The organism is Desulfacinum hydrothermale DSM 13146 (assembly GCF_900176285.1).
GTDB lineage: Bacteria > Desulfobacterota > Syntrophobacteria > Syntrophobacterales > DSM-9756 > Desulfacinum > Desulfacinum hydrothermale.
Genome location: NZ_FWXF01000020.1, coordinates 38840 through 58922 on the forward strand (window position 1 = coordinate 38840; position 20083 = coordinate 58922).

The 20083-nt window shown below is 61.4% G+C and carries 19 protein-coding genes; 8 read left to right on the top strand and 11 right to left on the bottom strand.

The window, feature by feature from the left end:
- The first annotated feature begins 85 nt into the window (after nucleotides 1-85).
- From thiW to B9A12_RS14405, 6 genes are all read left to right on the top strand, one after another.
- Nucleotides 86-568 carry an energy coupling factor transporter S component ThiW gene (gene thiW / locus B9A12_RS14380; protein ID WP_084058825.1) on the top strand — a complete coding sequence of 161 codons (483 nt, stop codon included), beginning with the start codon at nucleotides 86-88 and terminating at the stop codon, nucleotides 566-568.
- Complete coding sequence (locus tag B9A12_RS14385) at nucleotides 565-2028, top strand: ABC transporter ATP-binding protein (protein ID WP_170920630.1); 1464 nt, start codon at nucleotides 565-567, stop codon at nucleotides 2026-2028. Before thiW ends, B9A12_RS14385 begins: the two co-directional genes overlap by 4 nt.
- The gene (locus tag B9A12_RS14390; RefSeq protein WP_084058800.1) at nucleotides 2025-2702 is read left to right on the top strand and encodes an energy-coupling factor transporter transmembrane component T; all 678 of its coding nucleotides are present in this window, start codon (nucleotides 2025-2027) and stop codon (nucleotides 2700-2702) included. The genes B9A12_RS14385 and B9A12_RS14390 overlap by 4 nt, the downstream gene beginning before the upstream one ends.
- Entirely contained in the window at nucleotides 2699-3283 is a 585-nt protein-coding gene (locus B9A12_RS14395; RefSeq protein ID WP_084058801.1) for a P-loop NTPase family protein, read from the top strand. The genes B9A12_RS14390 and B9A12_RS14395 overlap by 4 nt, the downstream gene beginning before the upstream one ends.
- Before the next feature lie 118 nt (nucleotides 3284-3401).
- On the top strand, nucleotides 3402-4055 hold the full coding sequence (locus tag B9A12_RS14400) for a DUF47 domain-containing protein (protein ID WP_170920631.1): 654 nt from the start codon (nucleotides 3402-3404) through the stop codon (nucleotides 4053-4055).
- On the top strand, nucleotides 4055-5002 hold the full coding sequence (locus tag B9A12_RS14405; protein ID WP_084058803.1) for an inorganic phosphate transporter: 948 nt from the start codon (nucleotides 4055-4057) through the stop codon (nucleotides 5000-5002). The genes B9A12_RS14400 and B9A12_RS14405 overlap by 1 nt, the downstream gene beginning before the upstream one ends.
- Nucleotides 5003-5039: 37 nt before the next feature.
- Here B9A12_RS14405 and B9A12_RS14410 read toward each other — a convergent pair whose 3' ends face one another.
- Nucleotides 5040-6011 (bottom strand): pyridoxal-phosphate dependent enzyme, encoded by a 972-nt coding sequence (locus tag B9A12_RS14410; protein ID WP_084058804.1) that lies wholly within the window; start codon nucleotides 6009-6011, stop codon nucleotides 5040-5042.
- A gap of 141 nt (nucleotides 6012-6152) precedes the next feature.
- On the opposite strand from B9A12_RS14410, the gene B9A12_RS14415 reads away from it, so the two are divergent.
- Nucleotides 6153-8129 (top strand): ATP-dependent helicase, encoded by a 1977-nt coding sequence (locus B9A12_RS14415; protein ID WP_084058805.1) that lies wholly within the window; start codon nucleotides 6153-6155, stop codon nucleotides 8127-8129.
- Between the two features lie 365 nt (nucleotides 8130-8494).
- Here B9A12_RS14415 and B9A12_RS14420 read toward each other — a convergent pair whose 3' ends face one another.
- From B9A12_RS14420 to B9A12_RS14430, 3 genes are all read right to left on the bottom strand, one after another.
- The gene (locus B9A12_RS14420; protein ID WP_245802459.1) at nucleotides 8495-8887 is read right to left on the bottom strand and encodes a hypothetical protein; all 393 of its coding nucleotides are present in this window, start codon (nucleotides 8885-8887) and stop codon (nucleotides 8495-8497) included.
- 10 nt (nucleotides 8888-8897) lie between these two features.
- Entirely contained in the window at nucleotides 8898-9725 is an 828-nt protein-coding gene (gene larB / locus B9A12_RS14425; RefSeq protein ID WP_084058807.1) for a nickel pincer cofactor biosynthesis protein LarB, read from the bottom strand.
- 136 nt (nucleotides 9726-9861) lie between these two features.
- Nucleotides 9862-11103 (bottom strand): 3-deoxy-D-manno-octulosonic acid transferase, encoded by a 1242-nt coding sequence (locus B9A12_RS14430; RefSeq protein WP_170920632.1) that lies wholly within the window; start codon nucleotides 11101-11103, stop codon nucleotides 9862-9864.
- A gap of 253 nt (nucleotides 11104-11356) precedes the next feature.
- On the opposite strand from B9A12_RS14430, the gene asnS reads away from it, so the two are divergent.
- Entirely contained in the window at nucleotides 11357-12763 is a 1407-nt protein-coding gene (gene asnS / locus B9A12_RS14440; protein ID WP_084058810.1) for an asparagine--tRNA ligase, read from the top strand.
- A 131-nt stretch (nucleotides 12764-12894) separates the two neighbouring features.
- On the opposite strand, the gene B9A12_RS14445 is transcribed toward asnS, so the two are convergent.
- From B9A12_RS14445 to B9A12_RS14470, 7 genes are all read right to left on the bottom strand, one after another.
- A complete protein-coding gene (locus tag B9A12_RS14445) occupies nucleotides 12895-13146 on the bottom strand; it encodes a HypC/HybG/HupF family hydrogenase formation chaperone (RefSeq protein ID WP_084058811.1) in 252 nt (83 codons plus the stop codon).
- A 3-nt stretch (nucleotides 13147-13149) separates the two neighbouring features.
- Nucleotides 13150-13668 carry a HyaD/HybD family hydrogenase maturation endopeptidase gene (locus B9A12_RS14450; RefSeq protein WP_084058812.1) on the bottom strand — a complete coding sequence of 173 codons (519 nt, stop codon included), beginning with the start codon at nucleotides 13666-13668 and terminating at the stop codon, nucleotides 13150-13152.
- 170 nt (nucleotides 13669-13838) lie between these two features.
- Nucleotides 13839-15479 (bottom strand): nickel-dependent hydrogenase large subunit, encoded by a 1641-nt coding sequence (locus tag B9A12_RS14455; RefSeq protein ID WP_084058813.1) that lies wholly within the window; start codon nucleotides 15477-15479, stop codon nucleotides 13839-13841.
- A 71-nt stretch (nucleotides 15480-15550) separates the two neighbouring features.
- Nucleotides 15551-16543 (bottom strand): hydrogenase small subunit, encoded by a 993-nt coding sequence (locus B9A12_RS14460; protein ID WP_084058826.1) that lies wholly within the window; start codon nucleotides 16541-16543, stop codon nucleotides 15551-15553.
- 742 nt (nucleotides 16544-17285) lie between these two features.
- Nucleotides 17286-17462, bottom strand: a complete 177-nt coding sequence (locus B9A12_RS17065) for a hypothetical protein (protein WP_170920633.1) — start codon at nucleotides 17460-17462, stop codon at nucleotides 17286-17288.
- Between the two features lie 370 nt (nucleotides 17463-17832).
- Nucleotides 17833-18288: a response regulator gene (locus B9A12_RS17070; protein WP_084058814.1), complete on the bottom strand. Its 456-nt coding sequence runs from the start codon at nucleotides 18286-18288 to the stop codon at nucleotides 17833-17835.
- Between the two features lie 297 nt (nucleotides 18289-18585).
- Nucleotides 18586-19971 carry a sigma-54-dependent transcriptional regulator gene (locus B9A12_RS14470; RefSeq protein ID WP_084058815.1) on the bottom strand — a complete coding sequence of 462 codons (1386 nt, stop codon included), beginning with the start codon at nucleotides 19969-19971 and terminating at the stop codon, nucleotides 18586-18588.
- Between the last annotated feature and the right edge of the window lie 112 nt (nucleotides 19972-20083).

The window sequence follows — 20083 nt, forward strand, 5'->3', positions numbered from 1 at the left end:
GTGTGGACCGGGCTTTGGCGGGCCGCTTTCCTGCTGGAAATGCGGTTCTTTCTTTGCCAAAACCCCAGGATGAAAGGAAACTTCCATGCAAACACGGAATGTGGCACGTGCCGTCATCTTTGTGGCCATTGCGGTGGCCCTATCGCCCATCTTCATCCCGGTGGGCATCTCCAAGTGCTTTCCCGCCCAGCACATGATCAATGTGTTGAGCGCCGTGATGCTCGGCCCCGGCTATGCCGTGGCGGTGGCGGCCCTTGCCGCCGTCATCCGAAACCTCCTGGGGCTGGGCACCCTGCTGGCCTTTCCCGGCGGCATGATCGGAGCCCTTCTGGCCGGGCTGGCCTACAAGGCGACGCGGAACATCTATGCCGCGGGGCTGGGGGAAGTGGTGGGCACCGGCCTTCTCGGATCCCTCGCCAGCGTTTGGCTGGTGGCGCCCGTTTTCATGGGCAAGACCATGCCCCTGGCCACCCTGATGATCGCCTTTTCCGTGAGCACCCTGGGCGGCACGATCCTGGGCCTCGCCGCCCTGCACATCCTTCGCAAGGGAGGCATCTGGCAGCCGTGATCGCGTTGGAGGGCGTCTCCTACAGCTATAGCCCCGCGCCTCCCCCGTGGATCTTGAAAGATATTCACCTGCACGTCTTTCCCGGCGAGTATGTGGCCCTGTTCGGGGCCAGCGGGTCCGGCAAATCCACGCTGGCTTACCTCCTCAACGGGCTCATCCCCCACTTCTTCGATGGCCGGTTGGAAGGAAAGGCGACGGTGTGTGGCATCGATGTGGCCGTGGCCGCACCGGGCTGCCTTCTACCCCAAGTGGGACTGGTTCTTCAAAACACCGACGCCCATCTCTTTTCCGGTACGGTGAGAGCCGAACTGGCCTTCGGCCTGGAAAACCTGGGAGTCGGTCGGCGGGAAATGGAATCCCGGATTGGGGAGATATGCCGCCGGCTGCCTTTGCAACACCTGCTGGACCGATCCCCCCATGAGCTTTCGGGAGGCGAAAAACAGCTGGTGGCCATCGCGTCCGTGCTGTGTCTTGGACCCCGGGTGCTTATTCTGGACGAACCCTTCGCCCACCTGGACCCACCCAACAGGAACCGGATCCGAAAGATCCTCCGGAGCATCCATAAAACCGGCACGACCCTTATCGTGGCGGAGCACTTGACCGATGCCTATCTAAGAGACGTCTCCCGGGTGGTTGTACTGGACGGCGGGTCCATCCGCTACGACGGGGCCCCGGATACGTGCCTGCCCCATCTGAAGGCGGCGGGCATCGTACCCGATTATTCGCCCATGCCCTCCCCGGTCCCCCCGGATGCAGGAGAAATCGTGTTGGAAACCCAAGATGTTGGCTTCCGATTCTCCCAAAAGGCGGTGCTGGAACATGTTTCCTTTGAGCTGCGCCGGGGAGAAAGGGTGGCCATCCTGGGACCCAACGGCGCGGGCAAGACCACGCTGGTCCAGATCCTGGGCGGACTTGTCACGCCCACCCACGGGCAGGTGCTCTACCGGGGACAACCCGTTCACGGCCGGCCGGCCCACCGCATCGCTTCACAGATTGGGATCTCCTTTCAAAATCCCAACGACCAGTTTTTCAAACCCCGGGTGGAAGATGAAGTGCTGGCCGGTGTTCGCCTGCTCGGCGCCAAAGGCCTGGGCCCCCCGCAGGCCTGGGTGGAAGCAGTCTGTGACCTCTTTGAGATCACCCCGCTGTGGCAGCGGTCTCCCTATCGGCTGAGCGAGGGCGAAAAAAAACGCGTGGCCCTGGCCTCCATCGCCGCCATGGGCCCGGGCGTCCTCATCTGGGATGAACCCACGGCGGGACAAGACGGTCGGTTCCGCCGGCACTTGGCCCGGCTGATGGGCCAACTGTCCGAACGCGGCACCGCCACCCTGGTCGTGACCCATGACCTGGCGTTCGCCCAAGCCACCTGCACCCGCTGGCTGCACCTGGAAAAGGGTCGAATCACCCGGGACACTTCCCTTCCGGTGACCGACTTGCATACCCCGAGGTTTCCCCAATGAAAGGCCTGGATCCCCGAACCCGACTCTTATTGGGGCTTGTCTTCACGGTCACCGTGCTGACCACCCAGACCCGGCCCGTCCTCTTGATGGAAGCCGCCGCGCTCTGGTCGCTCCTGGTGGTCCTTCGCCTGGTGCGTTCGTGGAGCGCCTCCCTTCGCCTGACCTTGCCCATGATCGCCTTGGTCTTTCTTGTCTCCATCCTGGCCTTCGATGCCCCAACGGCCGTGGATCTGTCCGTTCGCTTGCACAACCTCTTTGCGGCCTCCTTCGTCTTTTTCCAGGTGCTCACGGCGGAAGAGCTGGCGCAGGCCCTGGAGGCCATGAGAGTGCCCCACGTCTTTGTGTTCATGTTGACCACGGCTCTGCGTTACGTTCCGCTCATGACCCAGAAGATCAAGAACATCCGGGCCGCACAAACGGCCAGGGGCCTCGATCTGCGGCTCCGCCCCCGCAATATCGGCCATTTCACCGCGCTGGTGGTCCCCCTGTTGTTTCAGGCCTTCATCCTGGCCGATCATCTGGCGCTGGCCATGGAATCCCGAGGCTTCTCCCGAAGGAAAGGGCGGACCGCGAGCCGCCTCGGCCGGTTCCGGCTCCAAGACGCGGGAGCCGCCCTCACCGCCCTCCTTCTTTGCGCTCTGCTGCTCTGGTGGGACCAAAGGGGGGCGGTATGAGTCCAGTGGCGGCCGTGGACCGGATTTCAGGCCGATTCACGCTCATCATCGGCGAGGTCAACAGCGGCAAGACCACCCTGACCCAGCGCCTCCTGCAAGAGGCGGCCCGCACCGAGCCGGGGCCCTTGGTGGTGGTGGATCTGGCCCCCCAGATTCCTTCCCACGTGGCCCGGCGGGCCGGCAAGGGGGGGATCGGAGGAAGACTTCAGGCGCCCTTGGCACGCCACGTTCATATCTTGTGCGCGGAACTGTCCGCCCCCCGCCTCACCGGCGGAAGCGATGCAGAAAGACAGGCCTTGGCCCGGGACAATGCGCAACGAATCGAGCCCCTCTTTGCCCAGGCCCTGTCCTTGAACCCCTCACATCTCTTCGTCAACGACGTCTCCCTCTATCTCCAGGCGGGCTCACCCGAACGGCTTCTGGGCTGGCTCTCCCGTGTGGAAACCTGTGTGGTGAACGGCTACTTCGGCACAAGCCTGGGCGATGATGCCCTGTCCAAGCGGGAACGCCTGGCCATGTTGGCGCTCTGCCTTCACTGCGATACCTTGATCTTCCTGGAAAAAATCTCAACAAAAAGGTAGATTCTGCCGATGCCAATTCATAGTGAGGAATTTTGCGGGGATGGACGGTTCCCGTCCCGGAACCTCTTTCCCCACGCAATCCGAACCGCATGGGCTCGAGGGCGCCAAGGAACAGGGCATGTTGAAGTTTCTCTTCAAACGGGAGCAGGCGGTGGTGGAGCTGATCTTCAAGTACTTGGAGACGCTCCAAAAGACCCAATCGAGTTTTTACGAGGCCGTGCAAACGTGCCTGGCGAACCCCCAGTGCAAGGATTTCGATTTTCACATCGATCGGACCCACAAGTTTGAATCCAACGCCGACGACATCCGCGATGAGATCAAGGACCTGATCTATTCCAAAGCCCTGATCCCCGAATCCCGCGGGGACATGCTGCAGCTTCTGGATGCCTTGGACGCCATACCCAACCAGCTGGAACACATCCTTTATACCATCCAGACCCAGCAACTGTGCGTCCCGGAATGCATCCGCCCCGACTTCATGGATCTCATCAACCTGTGCCTGGATTCCTGTGACCTGGTGGCTCGGCAGGTCCGGGCGCTCTTCCAAAGGGATGACGACCTGAAGACCCTGGGAGACCAGATCGACAAGAAGGAAAGTCAGGGCGACCACCTGGAACGACGCCTCATCTCGCAAATCTTCGCCAACCAGGAGCTGGACCCCTTCGTCAAGCTGCAGACCAAGGAGCTCATCGGCCTGATGGGCCAGGTGGCCGACATGGCCGACAAGGTTTCGCGGCGCATCCACATCATCGACATGAAGAGGCGGGTGTAGTGCTTTCTTTGCTGGGCGGTATCTTTCTGGGCTGGTCTCTGGGGGCCAACGATGCGGCCAATGTCTTCGGCACCGCCGTGTCGTCACGCATGGTGCGCTTTGCAACCGCCGCCGTGCTGGCATCCATCTTCGTGGTGGCCGGCGCGTGGCTGGAAGGCCAACGGGGTATCGCCACCCTCCAGTCCCTGACTCAGGTGGACATGACCCATGCCGTGGTGGTTTCCGTGGCGGCCGCGCTCACCGTAACCCTCATGACCCTGGCGGGCCTTCCCGTTTCCACGTCCCAGGCGGTGGTGGGGGCCTTCATCGGCCTTGGCATCGTGAATCACCACCTTTTCTTCAAGGGGCTGGGCAAAGTGGTGGCTTGCTGGGTGGGGACCCCGATCGGGGGCCTTCTGATTGCCCTGATCCTTTACAAGGTGCTTGCGGCGATTTTGAACCGCATGCCCCTCAACATCTTTCAGGTGGACGGGCTGCTTCGCGCAGCCCTCATCATCATGGGCTGTTACGGGGCCTATGCCCTGGGCGCCAATAACGTGGCCAACGTGACCGCCGTCTACGTGGCGGCGGGCCAGCTGTCCGTGGAGCAGGCACTGCTCATCGGGAGCGTGAGTATCGCGCTGGGCATTGTCACCTTCAGCCGGCCGGTCATGATGACCGTGGGACGCAAGCTGGTGCGCCTGGACCCCTTTTCGGCCCTGGTGGTGGTCTCTTCCGAAGCCATCACGGTCCACCTCTACACCCTGCTGGGTGTTCCGGTCTCCACCAGCCAGGCGGTGGTGGGAGCGGTCCTGGGCATCGGGATCCTGAAAGGAGCCCAAACCATCCGGGTCCGCACGCTGGGGGGCATCCTCTTCGCCTGGGTCGTCACTCCCGCCGTGGCGTGCCTCTGGACCCTGGCCTTGGATTTTCTGGTGCACCTTCAATACGTACCCCACGGGGCCTAGCCCCCGGTCATACCTCAGGACCAACCCGAACGGAAGATCACGGCCCGAGCGGTTCCGAAAGGATCGCCGCCATGGTGGGCCCGTCCACGTTGCCGCCGCTCAGCAAGATCCCCACATCCCCCTCGGGCCGGACCGCCCCGCTCAAGACCGCCGCCAAGCCCAAAGCTCCGGACGGTTCCACCACCAGCTTCATGCGATAGAACAGAAACCGCACCGCCTCCCGAATCGCTTCTTCCGATACCGTGGTCATATGGTCCACATGGCGGAGGATGAGGGGGAAGGTGATCTCCCCCAAGCGGGGCGTGCGCACACCGTCTGCCAGGGTGGGCGGGTTGTGGACTTCCTGCAAAACGCCCGTTCGGAAAGAGCGGGTGGCATCATCCGCCGATTCCGGCTCCACGCCCACCACGCCGCATTCTGGAAAGAGGCCTTTGACGGCAGCGGCGCATCCGCTGAGCAACCCCCCGCCGCCGCACGGCACCAGCAGCATGTCCAGGTTGGAAACCGCCTGGGCCAGCTCCAGCCCCGCCGTGCCCTGACCGGCGATCACGTCCCAATGGTCAAAGGGTGGGATAAAGACCCGTTCATCGGCACCGGCCACCCGTCGCAGGGCCTCGTCACGGGACGTGGTGGCCGGGTCGTAGCTGGCGATGCGGGCTCCATAGCCTTCCACCGCTTTGCGCTTGATCTCCGGCGCATCGACCGGCATGATCACCACCGTGTCCATTCCCAGCTCCCGGCCCACCAACGCCACGGCCTGGGCGTGATTGCCACTGGAAATGGTCACCACGCCCCGGCGTTTCTCCTCCGGCGAAAGGCGGCTCAACGCGTTGTAAGCCCCCCTGAACTTGAAGGCCCCCACCCGCTGCAGGTTTTCGCATTTGAAATGGAAACGCGCCCCCAGGCTTTCGTTCAGCGTGCGGGAACCCATGATGGGGGTCACATGGGCCTGGCCGCGCAGGCGCTTTTGCGCTTCCAGGATTCGTGCAAAAAGATCCGGCCTTTTCATCGTCTTTTTCCTCCGTGAACCCGTAGGACCACCGAATCCCCAAGGGGAAAGCCCCACACCCTCCTTCCATGCTGTCGGAATCCGTCAGGGTGCGCTATATTGGTTTTTCGTCATCATCACCCGGCCAAAGGAGGACAATCGATGGTCCGAGGGCCGCGCCCCATGCCCCAAGGGCAAAACAAGACGCCGGCAATCCCTTACGCGTCCGCCTTGAACCCAGCCCAATACCAAGCCGTCACCCACCCGGGGGGACCGCTGCTGGTCATCGCAGGAGCCGGAACGGGCAAGACCCGCACCCTGGTCTACCGGGTCGCCTACCTGGTGGAACAGGGCGTGGACCCTCGCTCCATCCTGCTGCTCACCTTCACCCGCAAGGCGGCCCAGGAGATGATGGAAAGGGCCTCCCAGATCCTGGATGCGCGCTGTGCCATGGTCGCCGGCGGCACCTTCCACTCCTTCGCCAACCTCATTTTGCGCCGCTACGGCTCCCACGTGGGTTATCCGGCGTCCTTCACCATCGCCGACCGAAGCGATGCGGAGGATATCCTCAACCTGATCCGCACCGATCTGGGCTTTCACAAGGACAAGGCGCGCTTTCCCAAAAAACGGGCCCTCATGAACATCATCTCCCGAGCGGCCAATTGCCAGATGTCCGTGGGCCAGGTGCTGGCCCAAGAGTACCCCCAGTACGAAGCATTGGAGCCCGAGATTGAGGAGATCGCCCGGACTTACGCCCGCTACAAAGAGGAGCGGGCCATCATGGATTACGATGACCTGTTGACCAAGTGCCGGGATTTGTTGCGGGACCATCCCCCAGTGCGCCAGCGGCTGTCCTGGACCTACGCGCATGTGCTGATCGACGAGTTTCAGGACACCAATGCGGTTCAAGCCGAAATCGGTGCTTTTCTCGCTTCAGAACATGGCAACATCATGGCTGTGGGAGACGACTGTCAGAGCATCTACTCCTTTCGCGGCGCCGATTTTCGAAACATCATGGACTTCCCCAAACGTTTTCCCGGCTCTACTGTCATCACTCTGGAAGAAAACTACCGAAGCACCCAGCCGATCCTTTCCTTTACCAACGCAATCATCGAGAACGCACGGGAAAAGTACAGCAAACGGCTGTTCACTAAGGCCGAAGGCGGTGCCAAGCCCATTTACACCCGTCCGCCCAGCGAGCTGGCCCAGGCCCTTTACGTGCTCCAAAGAATCCAGACCCACCTTCAGGAGGGAGTGCCGCCCCACCAAATCGCCGTCCTTTTCCGAGCCGGATGGCATTCCAACGACCTGGAGGTCCTCTTGGGCAAACACGGCATCGCCTTCGTCAAGTACGGGGGAATGAAGTTTATCGAAGCGGCCCACATCAAAGACGTTCTGGCCTTTCTCAAGGCCACGGTCAATCCCGCCGATACCATCTCCTGGCACCGGATCTTGCAGCTTTTGGAGGGCGTGGGCCCCGTCACCGCCAAGCGATTGGCGGAAAACGTCAAGGAAAAGGGCTTGGAGTCCCTGGTTTCCAAGTCTCTTGGAAAGCGCAAGTACGGCCAGTCCCTCCGAATCCTCCACGATACCATGACCCAGCTGACCACCGGCGGGGAACCGGTTTCCCAGAAGATCGAGGCGGTGCTCACCGCCTACCAACCCCTGCTGGAAGCCAAATACGACGATGCGCCCAAGCGCATCCCGGACCTTCGCTCCCTCCAGCTTCTGGCCGAACGCTATGAGAACCTGGAAACCCTGCTTGCCGACCTCACTCTGGAATCCCCCGAACAAGCCCTGGCCAGGGAAAACGGCCCGCGCCATCGAAAGGATCATGTGGTGCTTTCCACGATCCATTCCGCCAAGGGCCTGGAATGGCACACGGTCTTCATCATCCACCTGGTGGACGGACACCTGCCGTCGTCCTATTCCCTTCATGACGAGGACGCCATCGAGGAAGAGCGGCGGCTCTTCTACGTGGCGGCCACGCGAGCCAAATGCCACCTCTATCTGGTGGCACCCAAGGTTCAAGGACAGGCGTCCTTCTATTCGCTGGCCACGGGAGGGCCGTCCCGATTTCTCTTTGAAATCGGACGACTGGGAAAGCTGGTCAGAAGAGATGACCCGGAGGCTGCCTGAGGACGGTCAGGATGGTCTTTGGGTGCCGACGAGCGGTTTGCGCCTGCCACCGCAACGCGTCCGGCCACCCTGCGCGTGAACAGGCTTTGCACCGGCAGGGTGCCTGGGAGCCCGGAACCCTTTTGGGGGCAGGATCCTGGGAAAGAACGCCCGCAAACACATCCGTTCGCCGTCTTCCAACAGACGCTCACGGCGCTCCCGCAAAAGCCGAAGCCTGTAGCTCTCGGAATGCACTGGATCCCCGCTGACGCGGGGAGGCCGAACATACGCTCACACCGGCCAATGGACGCGGTCGCCGGCAAGCTCCGTAAGGACCCCTTCGTGGAAGCCCCCGCCCGGCGCCGGTTCAACATGGGAAGGCCCGCCTACTTGAGCGGGACGAAGCGGATGACCTGGGCATTCACACAGCGGTAGATCTCTTCGTCCGTACCGTACACATCCACGATGCAGCGATGATCAATCAGCTTTTCGATGATGTAGGCCGTCACATAGAGGCTCACGAAGTGGGGCCGAGGAATCAAGTTCCGCACGTTGGCCACCTGATATTGAACATCGAACTCCTCCGCGTTCAGTAGATTCTCCAAACACCAGTGAATCTGCCCTTCCAGCTCCGACTTGCTGGTGGTTTCCACCAGCTTGCTTTCAATGAGCTTGGTGGCGATGCGATCACTCAGAGCATCCATGTGATCTCTGACCAACTGGAGGGCCCGGACGCGCTGCGCCTCCTTGGCATGATCCAGCCGCGAGATCACGGACATCTCTCTCACATTAGGCCTGTATTCCCTTGCCATGGCATCCCCCGTGCCCCGGCCCGTGGGGCCGGGTTTTGTCCTGCGGCGCCTCATCCGCCATATCCGCAATCATACTGGCAAGATAGCCGGCGCCGAAACCGTTGTCGATATTTACCACGGCCACCCCCGGAGCACAACTGTTAAGCATGCCCAGCAGGGCGGCGATCCCCCCAAAGGAAGCGCCGTAGCCCACACTGGTCGGCACGGCGATCACGGGCCGGGCCACCAGGCCCGCCACCACGCTGGGAAGCGCTCCCTCCATGCCCGCCACCACCACGTAGGCCGTCGCTCGGTCCAGTTGTCGGCGTAGGCTGAGCAGGCGATGCAGGCCCGCCACCCCCACATCGTAAAAGCGCTCCACGTGCCGGCCCAGAACCTCCGCCGTGATGGCCGCTTCCTCGGCCACGGGAAGGTCACTGGAGCCGGCGCAAAGCACCTGGACCGATCTGATTGGACCCGCGGGTTGTGGCTCCCGGGGCTCTTTTCGGTAGAGCATCCGGGCCGTGGCATCGTAGCGCAGACCGGGCAAATCCTTCTGGACTCGCTCGGCCTTTTCCGGACTCACCCGTGTGGCCAGAAGCGGCCCGCCGTGGCGCCCCATGGCCCGAAGGATCGTCAGGATCTGCTCCGCGCTCTTTCCCTCACCGTAGACCACCTCCGGATACCCCCTTCGCAGAGTCCGGTGGTGGTCCACCCGGGCAAAGTCCAGATCCTCCGAAGGAAAGTGTTTGAGAAAGGACAGAACCTCCTCCAAAGAGGCCCTTCCTTCTTTATAGGACTCCAGTAGCTCCACCAGTGGGCGCATCCCTTGTCCTCCAAGCCTCGTCCATACCCACGGTCAGCGCGATGCGTCGTGACAACCAAGCACGAAAGCCGTGACGAGCCATGGGCCCCTTACCACGAATGAGCGAGATTGCAAGCGTCTCCTTGGCCTTCAGCCCTTAACCCTCCGAGACGGGCCCTGCATGGCGTCTTTCAAGCAGATGGAGCAGCACGGCCACCTGGCGATCGGCCACGCCGGCCATCTCCTGGAGCGCGGCCAAGGCCCGCCGCCGGTGCGCCCCCAGGCGCTCCGGTTCCTCCAGCAGCTTCATCCAGCGCTCACGCAGATCCTCCCGACTCGACACGCAGATCCCCACGCCAGATCGGCTCAGGATTTCATGCTCTTCCAGCACGCTGTCCAGGTGGGGTCCGTAAAAAACCGCCTTGCCCCAAGCCACCGGCTCCAGGATGTTGTGTCCCCCCACGGGCACCAGGCTTCCGCCGCAAAAGACCAGGTCCCCCAAGGCATAGAGATTGAAAAGATGACCGATTCGGTCCACCACGATCACATCCGCCGATCGGGCTCGCTTTCCGGACTCCAGGAAAGAAGAGAGGTTTTCGTAGGCAATGCCTTGACGGCCAAGCCACTCCCACAAGACCGGAACCCGGTCCAGATGGCGCGGCGCGAAGATACCCAGAAGATTGGGGGTGGATGCCTTGAGGGTGGCAAAGACCTGGAGGAGATCCGTACCTTCCCGGCCCCGAAGGCTTCCCGCCACCATCACCGGCACGCCGGTCGGCACCTGAAGCCGCTCTCGCCACCACATGGCCCGTTGGGGATCCGCCCGATCCACCAGGGTATCCACCTTGGAACTTCCCAACACCCGCACCTTGTCCGGCGAAACGCCCAGAGCGATCAGACGCCGTGCGTCTTCCTCGGATTTGACGGCCGCTCGACTGAGCGATCGAAAGATGGGGCGAAAGATGGCAGGGAAACGCCGGTAGCTATCCAGGGACTTTTGGGAAAGACGCCCGTTCAGGAGCACCACGGGCACCCCGTTCCTTCGGAGGGCCCCGTGGAGCACCGGCCAGAATTCGCTTTCAAAGACCACGAAAAGATCCGGTGCAACGGAGGTCAAGAAGGCGCGGACCGACCAGGGAAGATCCAGGGGGGCTGGAAGGACCCGCACGCCAGGCGGCACGTGACGTCGGGCGAACAGACAGCCTTGCGGTGTACCCACGGTGAGGTAAAGGGCCGCCTGGGGCCTGGCCTGGCGAAGCCGTCGGATCACGGCCAACGCCCCCGTCACTTCCCCCACGGAAGCGGCATGAAGCCACAGGCGGGGACAGCCCTGCGCCGCCGCCCCATCCAGGGAGGGGAAGAGGCGCTGTCGCCAGAATCGTCGCTCCCAGCCGTCCATCAACTCTGTCCTTGCCCTCCCGTCAAATTTCATTCTATCTTTTCAAACACGCTCTTCTTTCTCTGGGGCGACCGCGGTCCACTTCCGCCGGCCGGAAGTGTGGGCGAAAGAGACGGCGAGCTCCCTGTCCGGATTGGACCGAGCCCTGCGGCGCTCCCCATGGGCGTGCAGCACCGATACCAACAACGGCGTCATTTGTGAATGACAAAGACGCCCTTCGAACCTGCCATAGAAGAAAGGAAAGAAGAGGTCCATGGAAAAAGCCATCCGCATCGACCAGATCTTTAAGAACGAAACAGCCCACTTGGAAAAGGAAGTGACCATCCAGGGATGGGTCCGGACCCGAAGGGATTCCAAGGCCGGCATCAGCTTTATCGAGGTCAACGACGGCTCGTGCCTGCGCAACCTCCAGGTGATCGCCGATCGAAGCCGACCGGAACTGGAGTCGGTGGTGGAGCGATTGGCCACGGGCTGCGCCGTCCAGGTGCAGGGGGTGGTCCAGGCCTCCCCCGGTAAGGGGCAAAGCATCGAAGTCCACGCTGAGCGGATCGATCTTTTCGGCTGGGCCGATCCGGCCGTCTACCCTCTCCAAAAGAAACGGCACAGCTTTGAATTCCTGCGCACCATCGGGCACCTTCGCCCTCGGACCAACACCTTGGGGGCCGTGGCCCGCATCCGCAACCGGTTGAGCTTCGCCGTCCACCAATTCTTCCAAAAGGAAGGCTTTTTCTACGTCCACACGCCCATCATCACCTCCAGCGACTGCGAAGGTGCCGGCGAAGTCTTCCGGGTGACCACTCTGGATCCCGCCGCCCCCCCGGCACCCGGCAACCCGGACGGGAACGTTTACAGCCAGGACTTCTTTGAAAAGCCCGCTTATCTCACGGTGAGCGGACAGCTGCAGGCGGAGATCTACGCCTTGGCCCTGGGCAAGGTCTATACCTTCGGACCCACGTTCCGAGCGGAAAATTCGAACACCAGCCGTCATCTGGCCGAATTCTGGATGATCGAGCCCGAAATGGCCTTCTACGACCTTCAGGACAACCTGGAACTGGCCCAATCTTTTATCAAATATGTCATCTCGGCCGTTCTGGACGACTGTCAGGAGGATCTGAACCTGTTCGCCCGCTTTGTGGAACCCACCCTCATGGAGACCTTGGAAACCCTGGTGCGCGAGACCTTCCAGGTCATCACCTATACGGAGGCCGTGGAGATCCTGAAAAAATCCGGGGAATCCTTCGATTATCCGGTGGAATGGGGCACCGACCTGCAATCGGAACACGAACGGTACCTGACGGAGAAGAAGTTCCGAAAGCCTGTGGCGATCATCGACTTCCCACGCGCCATCAAGCCTTTCTACATGCGGGTCAACGATGATGAAAAGACGGTGGCGGCCGTGGATGTGCTGGTCCCCCGCGTGGGGGAAATCATCGGTGGATCCCAAAGGGAAGAGCGGTTGGATGTGCTCTTGAAACAGATGGAGATCAAGGCAGTCCCGGCGGAAGAATACCAATGGTACGTGGATCTTCGCCGGTTCGGATCCGCACCCCATTCCGGCTTCGGCTTGGGCCTGGAAAGACTGGTGCAGTTCACCACGGGCCTGGGAAACATCCGGGAAGTCATCCCCTTCCCCAGGACGCCCGGGCATGCGGACTTTTGACACAGACAGGGCGCGCCGGGAAGCCGTGGGCAGGGGGCACAACCCTTCCTTTGCCGAGCGTTTCCCGGCGGCCTTGGGCCGCGGCCAAGGCCGGGTGGACGGAGGGCTTCGGACCTGGAGTCCCCCCGCCGTCAGACCCCGTCCCCTTCCGGCGGGAGGGGATCGGCATGGGCGGCCAGCTCCTGCAGGAGGCGCAAGGACTCCTGGGCCGCCTCGGGATCCACCTTGTGGAGCGCAAAACCGGCATGAACGATCACGTAGTCGCCCACTTGAGCGGGTTCGGGCAAGAGGGAGAGCGAGGCGCGCCGCACCGCGTCGCCCACCCGAACCGTGGCCATTTCATCTTGAATCTCAACGATCTCTGCGGGTATGGCTAAACACATGGTTCACTGAACCTCGATTCCCTCCGGGGACGCCTGCGTCTTCCGCTCCCAGTTTCCCCCGGCCTTTCGGATTTCTTCCAACACCATCTCTTCCAGCCGGGGCACGACCGCGGCCACCACCTGGGTGAGTTCAATTCCCCACGGTGAAATATCCTGGGGTTCCACCCCGATGACCACCGCCGAAGGACGATGCCCCAAGACCTCCGCATAGGCCAACGTCTCCAGCAGATCCAGCTGGTGAATGGAATTTTTGAAAGTCACCCGTTTGTTGAGAGCTTCCGCAGGCAGTCGGTAAACGGTGCCGGGGCTCCCACCCTTTTGGACCGCATCGATGACAATCACGTGATCCGATTGGCTCACGGGATCCAAAAGACGCAGGCCCAGGGTGCCCCCGTCCATCAGTTCCACGTTTTCCGAAAACCTATAGGATGATTCCAAGCGTTCCACAAGGCGCACGCCCACCCCTTCGTCCTTGAGCAGGATATTGCCCACGCCCAGTACCAGTATGCGATTGGCTTCCATAAGATCATCCGTTGGTCCACCCGCCCGGAGGCCGAAGCCTCCCAGGAGGTTTGATACCATCTGGTGCAATGGCAAGGGGGATCCGGGCCCTTGGCCGAATCCCCCTCCCAGAGCCACCCCCCGGGGATCTTCCCGGGGAGCCCTTTTCAGATTCAGTTCGTCCGGCTAGCCTAGACCACCTTGAACTTGTACACCTCGTTGGTGTTGGGGTCAATCACATGCACGCCGCAGGCGATGCAGGGATCGAAGGAATGGACCGTGCGGAGGATTTCCACGGGCCGCTTGGGATCGGCCACGGGAGTTCCGATGAGAGCCTCTTCCACCGGTCCCAGCTTGTTGGCCGCACAGCGCGGTCCCAGGTTCCAGGTGGAGGGAACCACCAGCTGGTAGTTGGCGATCTTCTTGTCCTTGATCTGGATCCAATGGCCCAGGGCCCCGCGAGGCACGTCGTTCAGGCCCATGCCCTCGGCCTGATCCGGCATCTCGTAAGGCTCGAAGGTCTTGGCGTCGCCCTTCTTGATGTTTTCCACCAACTGCATGATCCAGCCTTCCATGGCTTGGGCGATGATCTGGGTCTCGATGGCCCGAGCCGCCGTCCGTCCCAGGGTGGAAAAGAGGGCGTCGGCGGGAACGCCCAAGTGCTTGAGCACGCCGTCCACAACCTTCTTGGTGGGTTCGTGCCCCTTGCCGTAGGCCACCAACACGCGGGCCAGCGGTCCCACCTCCATGGGCTCTCCGTTGTAGCGCGGTGCCTTCATCCAGCTGTATTCCTTGGCCGTATCCAGCTTGGAAAACTTGGGCTTGGTCTCGCCCTTGGCCGGATTGAGATCCTTATCCCCTTCAAACCAGCTGTGCTTGACGTGTTCGGAGATCTTGGCCGGATCCACGCCGTCCACCTTCTTGAGGTTGCGCTTGAAGATGGCCCCGCGCGGCAAGAACAGGCTTTCCGGTTCCTTGGCGCTCTGCGGAAATTCCCCGTAGGCCAGGAAGTTGGTGGTGCCGCCGATGCCGGCCCAATCCTTGTAAAACCCGGCCACCGCCAACACGTCCGGCAGATAGACGTTGTTGACGAAGTCTAGGGTCTCCTTCCACAGATAGAGGAACTCGGAGATGCGATCGGGATTGAGATCCGCCGCGCAGCTCACGCCGCCCACCACCAAGCTCTGCAGGTGCGGGTTCTTAGCGCCGAAGACTGCGTGCATGCGGGCCGTTCGGGCCTGTTGTCGCAGGGCCTCCAGGTAGTGGGCCGCCGCGATGAGGTTCACTTCCGGCGGCAGCTTGTAGGCAGGATGGCCCCAGTAGCCGTTGGCGAAAAGACCCAGTTGGCCGCTGTCCACGAACTTTTGCAGGCGCGCCTGGACGGCCTTGAAGTCGCTGGGGCCGCTGTTTCCGGCCGGGGATACGTCGTTGGCGATCTTGGAGGCCTTGACCGGATCCGCCTTGAGGGCGCTCACCACATCCACCCAGTCCAAGGCGTGCAGGTGATAGAAGTGCACGATGTGGTCATGGAGGAACTGGGCCCCCATGAGCAGGTTGCGGATCAAGCGGGCATTGTCCGGCACCGTCACTCCCACCGCGTCGTCCACGCAGCGGATGGACGCCAGCCCGTGCACGTAGGTACATACGCCGCAGGCGCGCTGAGTCAACAACCAGGCATCCCGGGGATCCCGGCCCTTGAGGATGATCTCCAGGCCGCGGAACAGCATGGCGCTGCTCCAGGCGTTGGTCACCTTGCCGTTGGCCACTTCCACTTCTATACGCAAATGACCCTCGATACGGGTGATCGGGTCAACCACAATTCGTTGTGCCATCTTTTTCCTCTCCTCTTCTGATCGTCGGTTCCCAAGCAGGGCTTCGGCCCCGCCTCATCCGTCCCAGGGGTCTAGAGCGATTCATAGAACGGGGACATGGAATCCCAGAAATCCGGCTCGCTGCAACCGATACACGGATGCCCCGCCTGCACCGGCCAGCTGGTGCCTTCGTTGAACTTGACCTTGGGGCAGTTGTTGAAGGTCTCCGGACCCTTGCAGCCCATCTGATAGAGGCAGTAGCCCATCTTGGCTTCCTCAGAGCCCCACTCTTCCACGAACTCCCCGTTTTCGAAGTGGGACCGCCGCGGACACTGGTCGTGAACCGTCTTTCCATAGGCGAAAAGCGGCCGGTTCTTGTCGTCCAGCTCGGGAAGCTTTCCGAAGAGGAGATAATTGACAACCGTTCCGACGAAATTGATGGGATTGGGAGGGCAGCCGGGCACGTTCACCACCGGGGTCTTCAACTGATCGCCCAGGGCATCCGCCACGCCCTTGGCGCCCGTGGGGTTGGGTGCCGCCGCCTGCACGCCGCCGAAGCTGGAACAGGTGCCGATGCAGATGGTGGCCAGGGCCTTGGGACAAACTTCCTTGGCAATATCCAGCATGGTCTTACCACCAATCATGCCGTAGATACCGTTTTCGGCCGTGGGGATGGCCCCTTCCACCACACAGATGAACTTGCCTTCGTATTTTTTCACCGTCTCCTGGAGCACTTCTTCCACGGAATGGCCCGCGGCCGCCATGATGGTTTCGTGATAGTCGACTGAGATGGTTTCCAAAAGGAGCTCATCGATCCAGGGATAGGTGTTCCGAAGGACCGCCTCCGTACACCCCGTGCACTCCGCAAAATGAAGCCAGACCACCGGCGGGCGTTGCGGGTTGGTGAGAGCTTCCGCCACCTTGGGGACAAACGAGGGAGCCAATCCCATCGTCGCCGACACCAAGGTGCAGAATTTCATGAAGTCACGCCGCGTCACACCCTTTTGCGCCAACCTTTCCTCCAAACATTCTTGTCGCTCCATCAAAACACCTCCTCCTGCACCATGACCAACGACCAACCCCATGATCCCATGGGCGCCCAAAGACTCCCGCCGCCATGCCCCGTGCAGGCCAACCCGAAGGGGCCCAAGGACTTTCGACCGCCGTTTCCCATCCCAGCAAGGACGGCCTGCCGCGCCCTCAGCTCTTGTGGAAACGACGCACCCCATCCCTTGTGCACAGGCTCCCGGGACATGGCACCCGTTGTTTCAACCAAGTGTGCACGGCACAGTGTGCATCTTTTCACGCAAACCCGCACCGTTCACCCTCGGGGCATCAACTCCACGCCAATCCTTCTATATCACTGGATATTCTGAGGGTCAACAAGAGATTAAATTCACAAGCACAAGCTGTGATGCCGGTTCCGTCACTAGAATGCACAATCGATCCCCCACCGCCCCTTGAGGCGGACTTGGACCTGCATCCCCGCCCAACGCGCAGAAGGAAAGGGCCAAAGCCTTGGGTCACCAGAAAGGAGATCATCTCGGAAGGAAGATTCGGATAGGAATGGGAAGCGCCCCCCAGCCAGAGAGGCGCCATGGAACGGGTCGCATGAGCCGCAGCCGAGCACATCCACAGGCAAAGCCACCTCAGCCGCCTGCAGCAGGGAAGATCCCACGCCGCCGGCCAGAACAGCCGGGGCAGGATCGAATCGTTTCAAGCGGGCCGCGTCAGGAGCCGGCCCGAAATTCTTGCGCGACGCCCAGGGGCTCCGCCACGGGAAAAGGGCACGCCCCTTTTTCGGACAAGCTCCCCGGCGCCCGCCGCTCAGTTGAGGACCGCCTCTTCCAGCTTTTTCAGGATGCGGCCCGGAATGGGGTAATCGTCTTCGCTCAAATAGAGCTTGAGGATTTGCGGGTCGAACTCGATGGCCTTGGCCGCCTCTTCCACATCCACGCCCTTTTCCTGGAGCTTACTGATCACCTGAGCCTTTTCGTCGAGCACCGTTTCCCTCCATCTTTCAGGTTGAACCCTGGTGTCCATGCGTTTTGGCGCCCTGTGGGCTTCAGAGCTCATTTTAGGCGTTCGCCCCGCCAGATCAAGTGAAAAAAAGGGCTTACGCGACCCCTCCAACCGCCACAGCCTTTCCCATAAACGGCAAAAGGCCACAGGGCATGCCCTGTGGCCTTTTATTGGAAAAGGACTCTCATTTCTCGGATCAGGAAAGAGAAGGTCGCACATTCGCTACCACGGGAAGGATCGCATCCGCCGGAATCGATTCTCCGCTCCAACAGTCATCCGAAGAACAGGAACTGTCACCAATCGCTGGAACATCCACATCCACTGGAGATCATCCACACAACCGCCACATGCGCTAGAGAGTCCCCTCCTTGAGAGTAGAGGCCGGAATATCCGCACCGCCCAACTTGGAACGGGGCACCGCAACCAGAACTCGATCTTCCCACACCCGCGAGAGCATCCGTTCGAAATCGATCAGATCGAAGGGCTTTTTCAGAAAACCATCCACCGCATCCAACACATCACAGGAGATGAAATCCAGATCGTAGAAGGAGATCAACACCACTCGAGCAACCACATGAGATGATTTCAGCTTCCGCGCCAGCTCCGCCCCATTCCCGTCAGGCAAGTGATATTCCACAATGGCCAAATCAATGGGATTTTCCGATGCCAACCGCAACGCGTCACTGCCACTTGCACATGCCAACGTGCGATACCCGGCCTTGCTCAAACACTTTTCCAAAGAACGCCGGAACGGGGCTTCCGCTTCCACCAAGAGAACGCGACGCATCACCGACAGATTCCGCTTCATACCGCCTCCGTTCGTACATGAATAGGAGCAATGCGCATGCCATTTGGAATTTTTTTTACAACAACTCGTGCAACCCCCTTTGTTTTCTAGGATGGATCGGCCCCGCCACCTTCCCGCCGCCACGCCCCCAACGCCTCCGTGCGAACAATAGTCTTCACTTTCCCTCCCACCCGAGCCACCCAGCGGCCATGTCTCGCCCCCAAGCGCCGCTGGCAAAGCCAAAGAAGACCTGAAGAATATTCTTCGGCTTCCGGACGCCAAATGAAGAATAATCTTCATGTGATCCCGCGGGGCCCTTCATCCCTCCAAGCCGTACTTTTTCATTCGATAGACCAGCACGTGCCGGGGGATGCGCAGGTAGCGGGCAGTTTTCGCTTTGTTCCTCCCGCACTTTTCGTAGGCCTTTTGGATCAGCATCCTCTCCGCCTCCTCCAGCGACAGCCCCTCCTCGGGAAGTTCCGAGAAGAAGGGCAGTTCCGGTCCGTCCCCTGGAAGGTCCGCTTGCCCGCGAAGTAGAAAGTGCAGGTGCCGCTGCAGCACCAGCTCCTCATCTTCCATGAGGACCACCCGTTCCATGGCGTTGCGAAGCTCCCGGACATTGCCCGGCCAGGAATAGGTCCGAAGCAGCTTCTGGGCATCCGGGCTGATGTCCCGAAAGCGCTTCATGTACTTGTCGTTGAGCTGTTCCAGGAAAAAGCGGGCCAAGGGGATGATGTCTTCACGCCTTTCCCGCAGGGGAGGCAGGAAAATCCTTATGGTTGCCAGGCGGAAGAAGAGATCTTTTCGAAATTCCCCCGATTCACAGGCCTCCCACAGATCCCGGTTGCACGCCGACACCACGCGGATGTCCACCTCTTTCTTTTTCGTGGAGCCCAGGGAATAGTACTCTTGTTCCTCCAAGACCCGCAGGAGCTTGGCCTGCACTTCCGCCGGGAGATCGATCACTTCGTCCAGAAAGAGGGTGCCCCCGTCCGCCGCCTCCAGCAGCCCTTGTTTGCCTTCGGCACGCGCCCCCGTGAACGCCCCCCGCTCATAACCGAACAGTTCGCTTTCGATGATGTCCGGACTGAAGACGGCGCAATTGAGGGCTACGAAGGGATAACCCGAGCGGGGGCTGGAGCTGTGGATGAGCCGGGCAAAAAGCTCCTTGCCCACACCGCTTTCGCCCTGGAGCAGCACGCCGGCGTCGGCGCTCTGGGCGCTCTTGACCGCCAGCCTCTGCGCCTCCAGGAAGGCGGGGTGGCTTCCCACCAGCCGGTTCACTCCCTGGAGCCGTTCGACCTCCTTGCGAAGCCGGTCCACCTCGTTTCTCAAGCTGGCATTCTCCAGGGCATGGCGGACGGTCAGTTCAAACTCTTCCAGGTCCACGGGTTTGACCAGGTAGTCGAAGGCCCCTTTTCGCATGGCCTCCACCACATCCCGGACCTGTTCATAGGCGGTGACCATGACAACCGTGGGCGACGGGCGCAGCCCCTTCAAGCGCTCCAATAGATCCAGTCCGCTCTCGTCCGGAAGCCCGATATCCAGCAGGACCAGGTCGGGTTCCGTGGCCACCGCCTTTTCCAGTCCCTGGGCGCCGGTTTCCGCCTCCTCCACGCTGTAGTCCTTTTCCAGGTAGCGCCGGATAGCACCTCGAAACCCCGCCTCGTCATCGATGATGAGGATCTTTTGCTTCGCTCGCATTCAGTTTCCACATTCCGTTGGGGTGTCGTCTTCGTCATCCAAGCATGGGCGCACCCAACAACTCCATCCGGCTCACCTGGGAAAACCTTGGAATCCGTCCTGGCTGAAACAG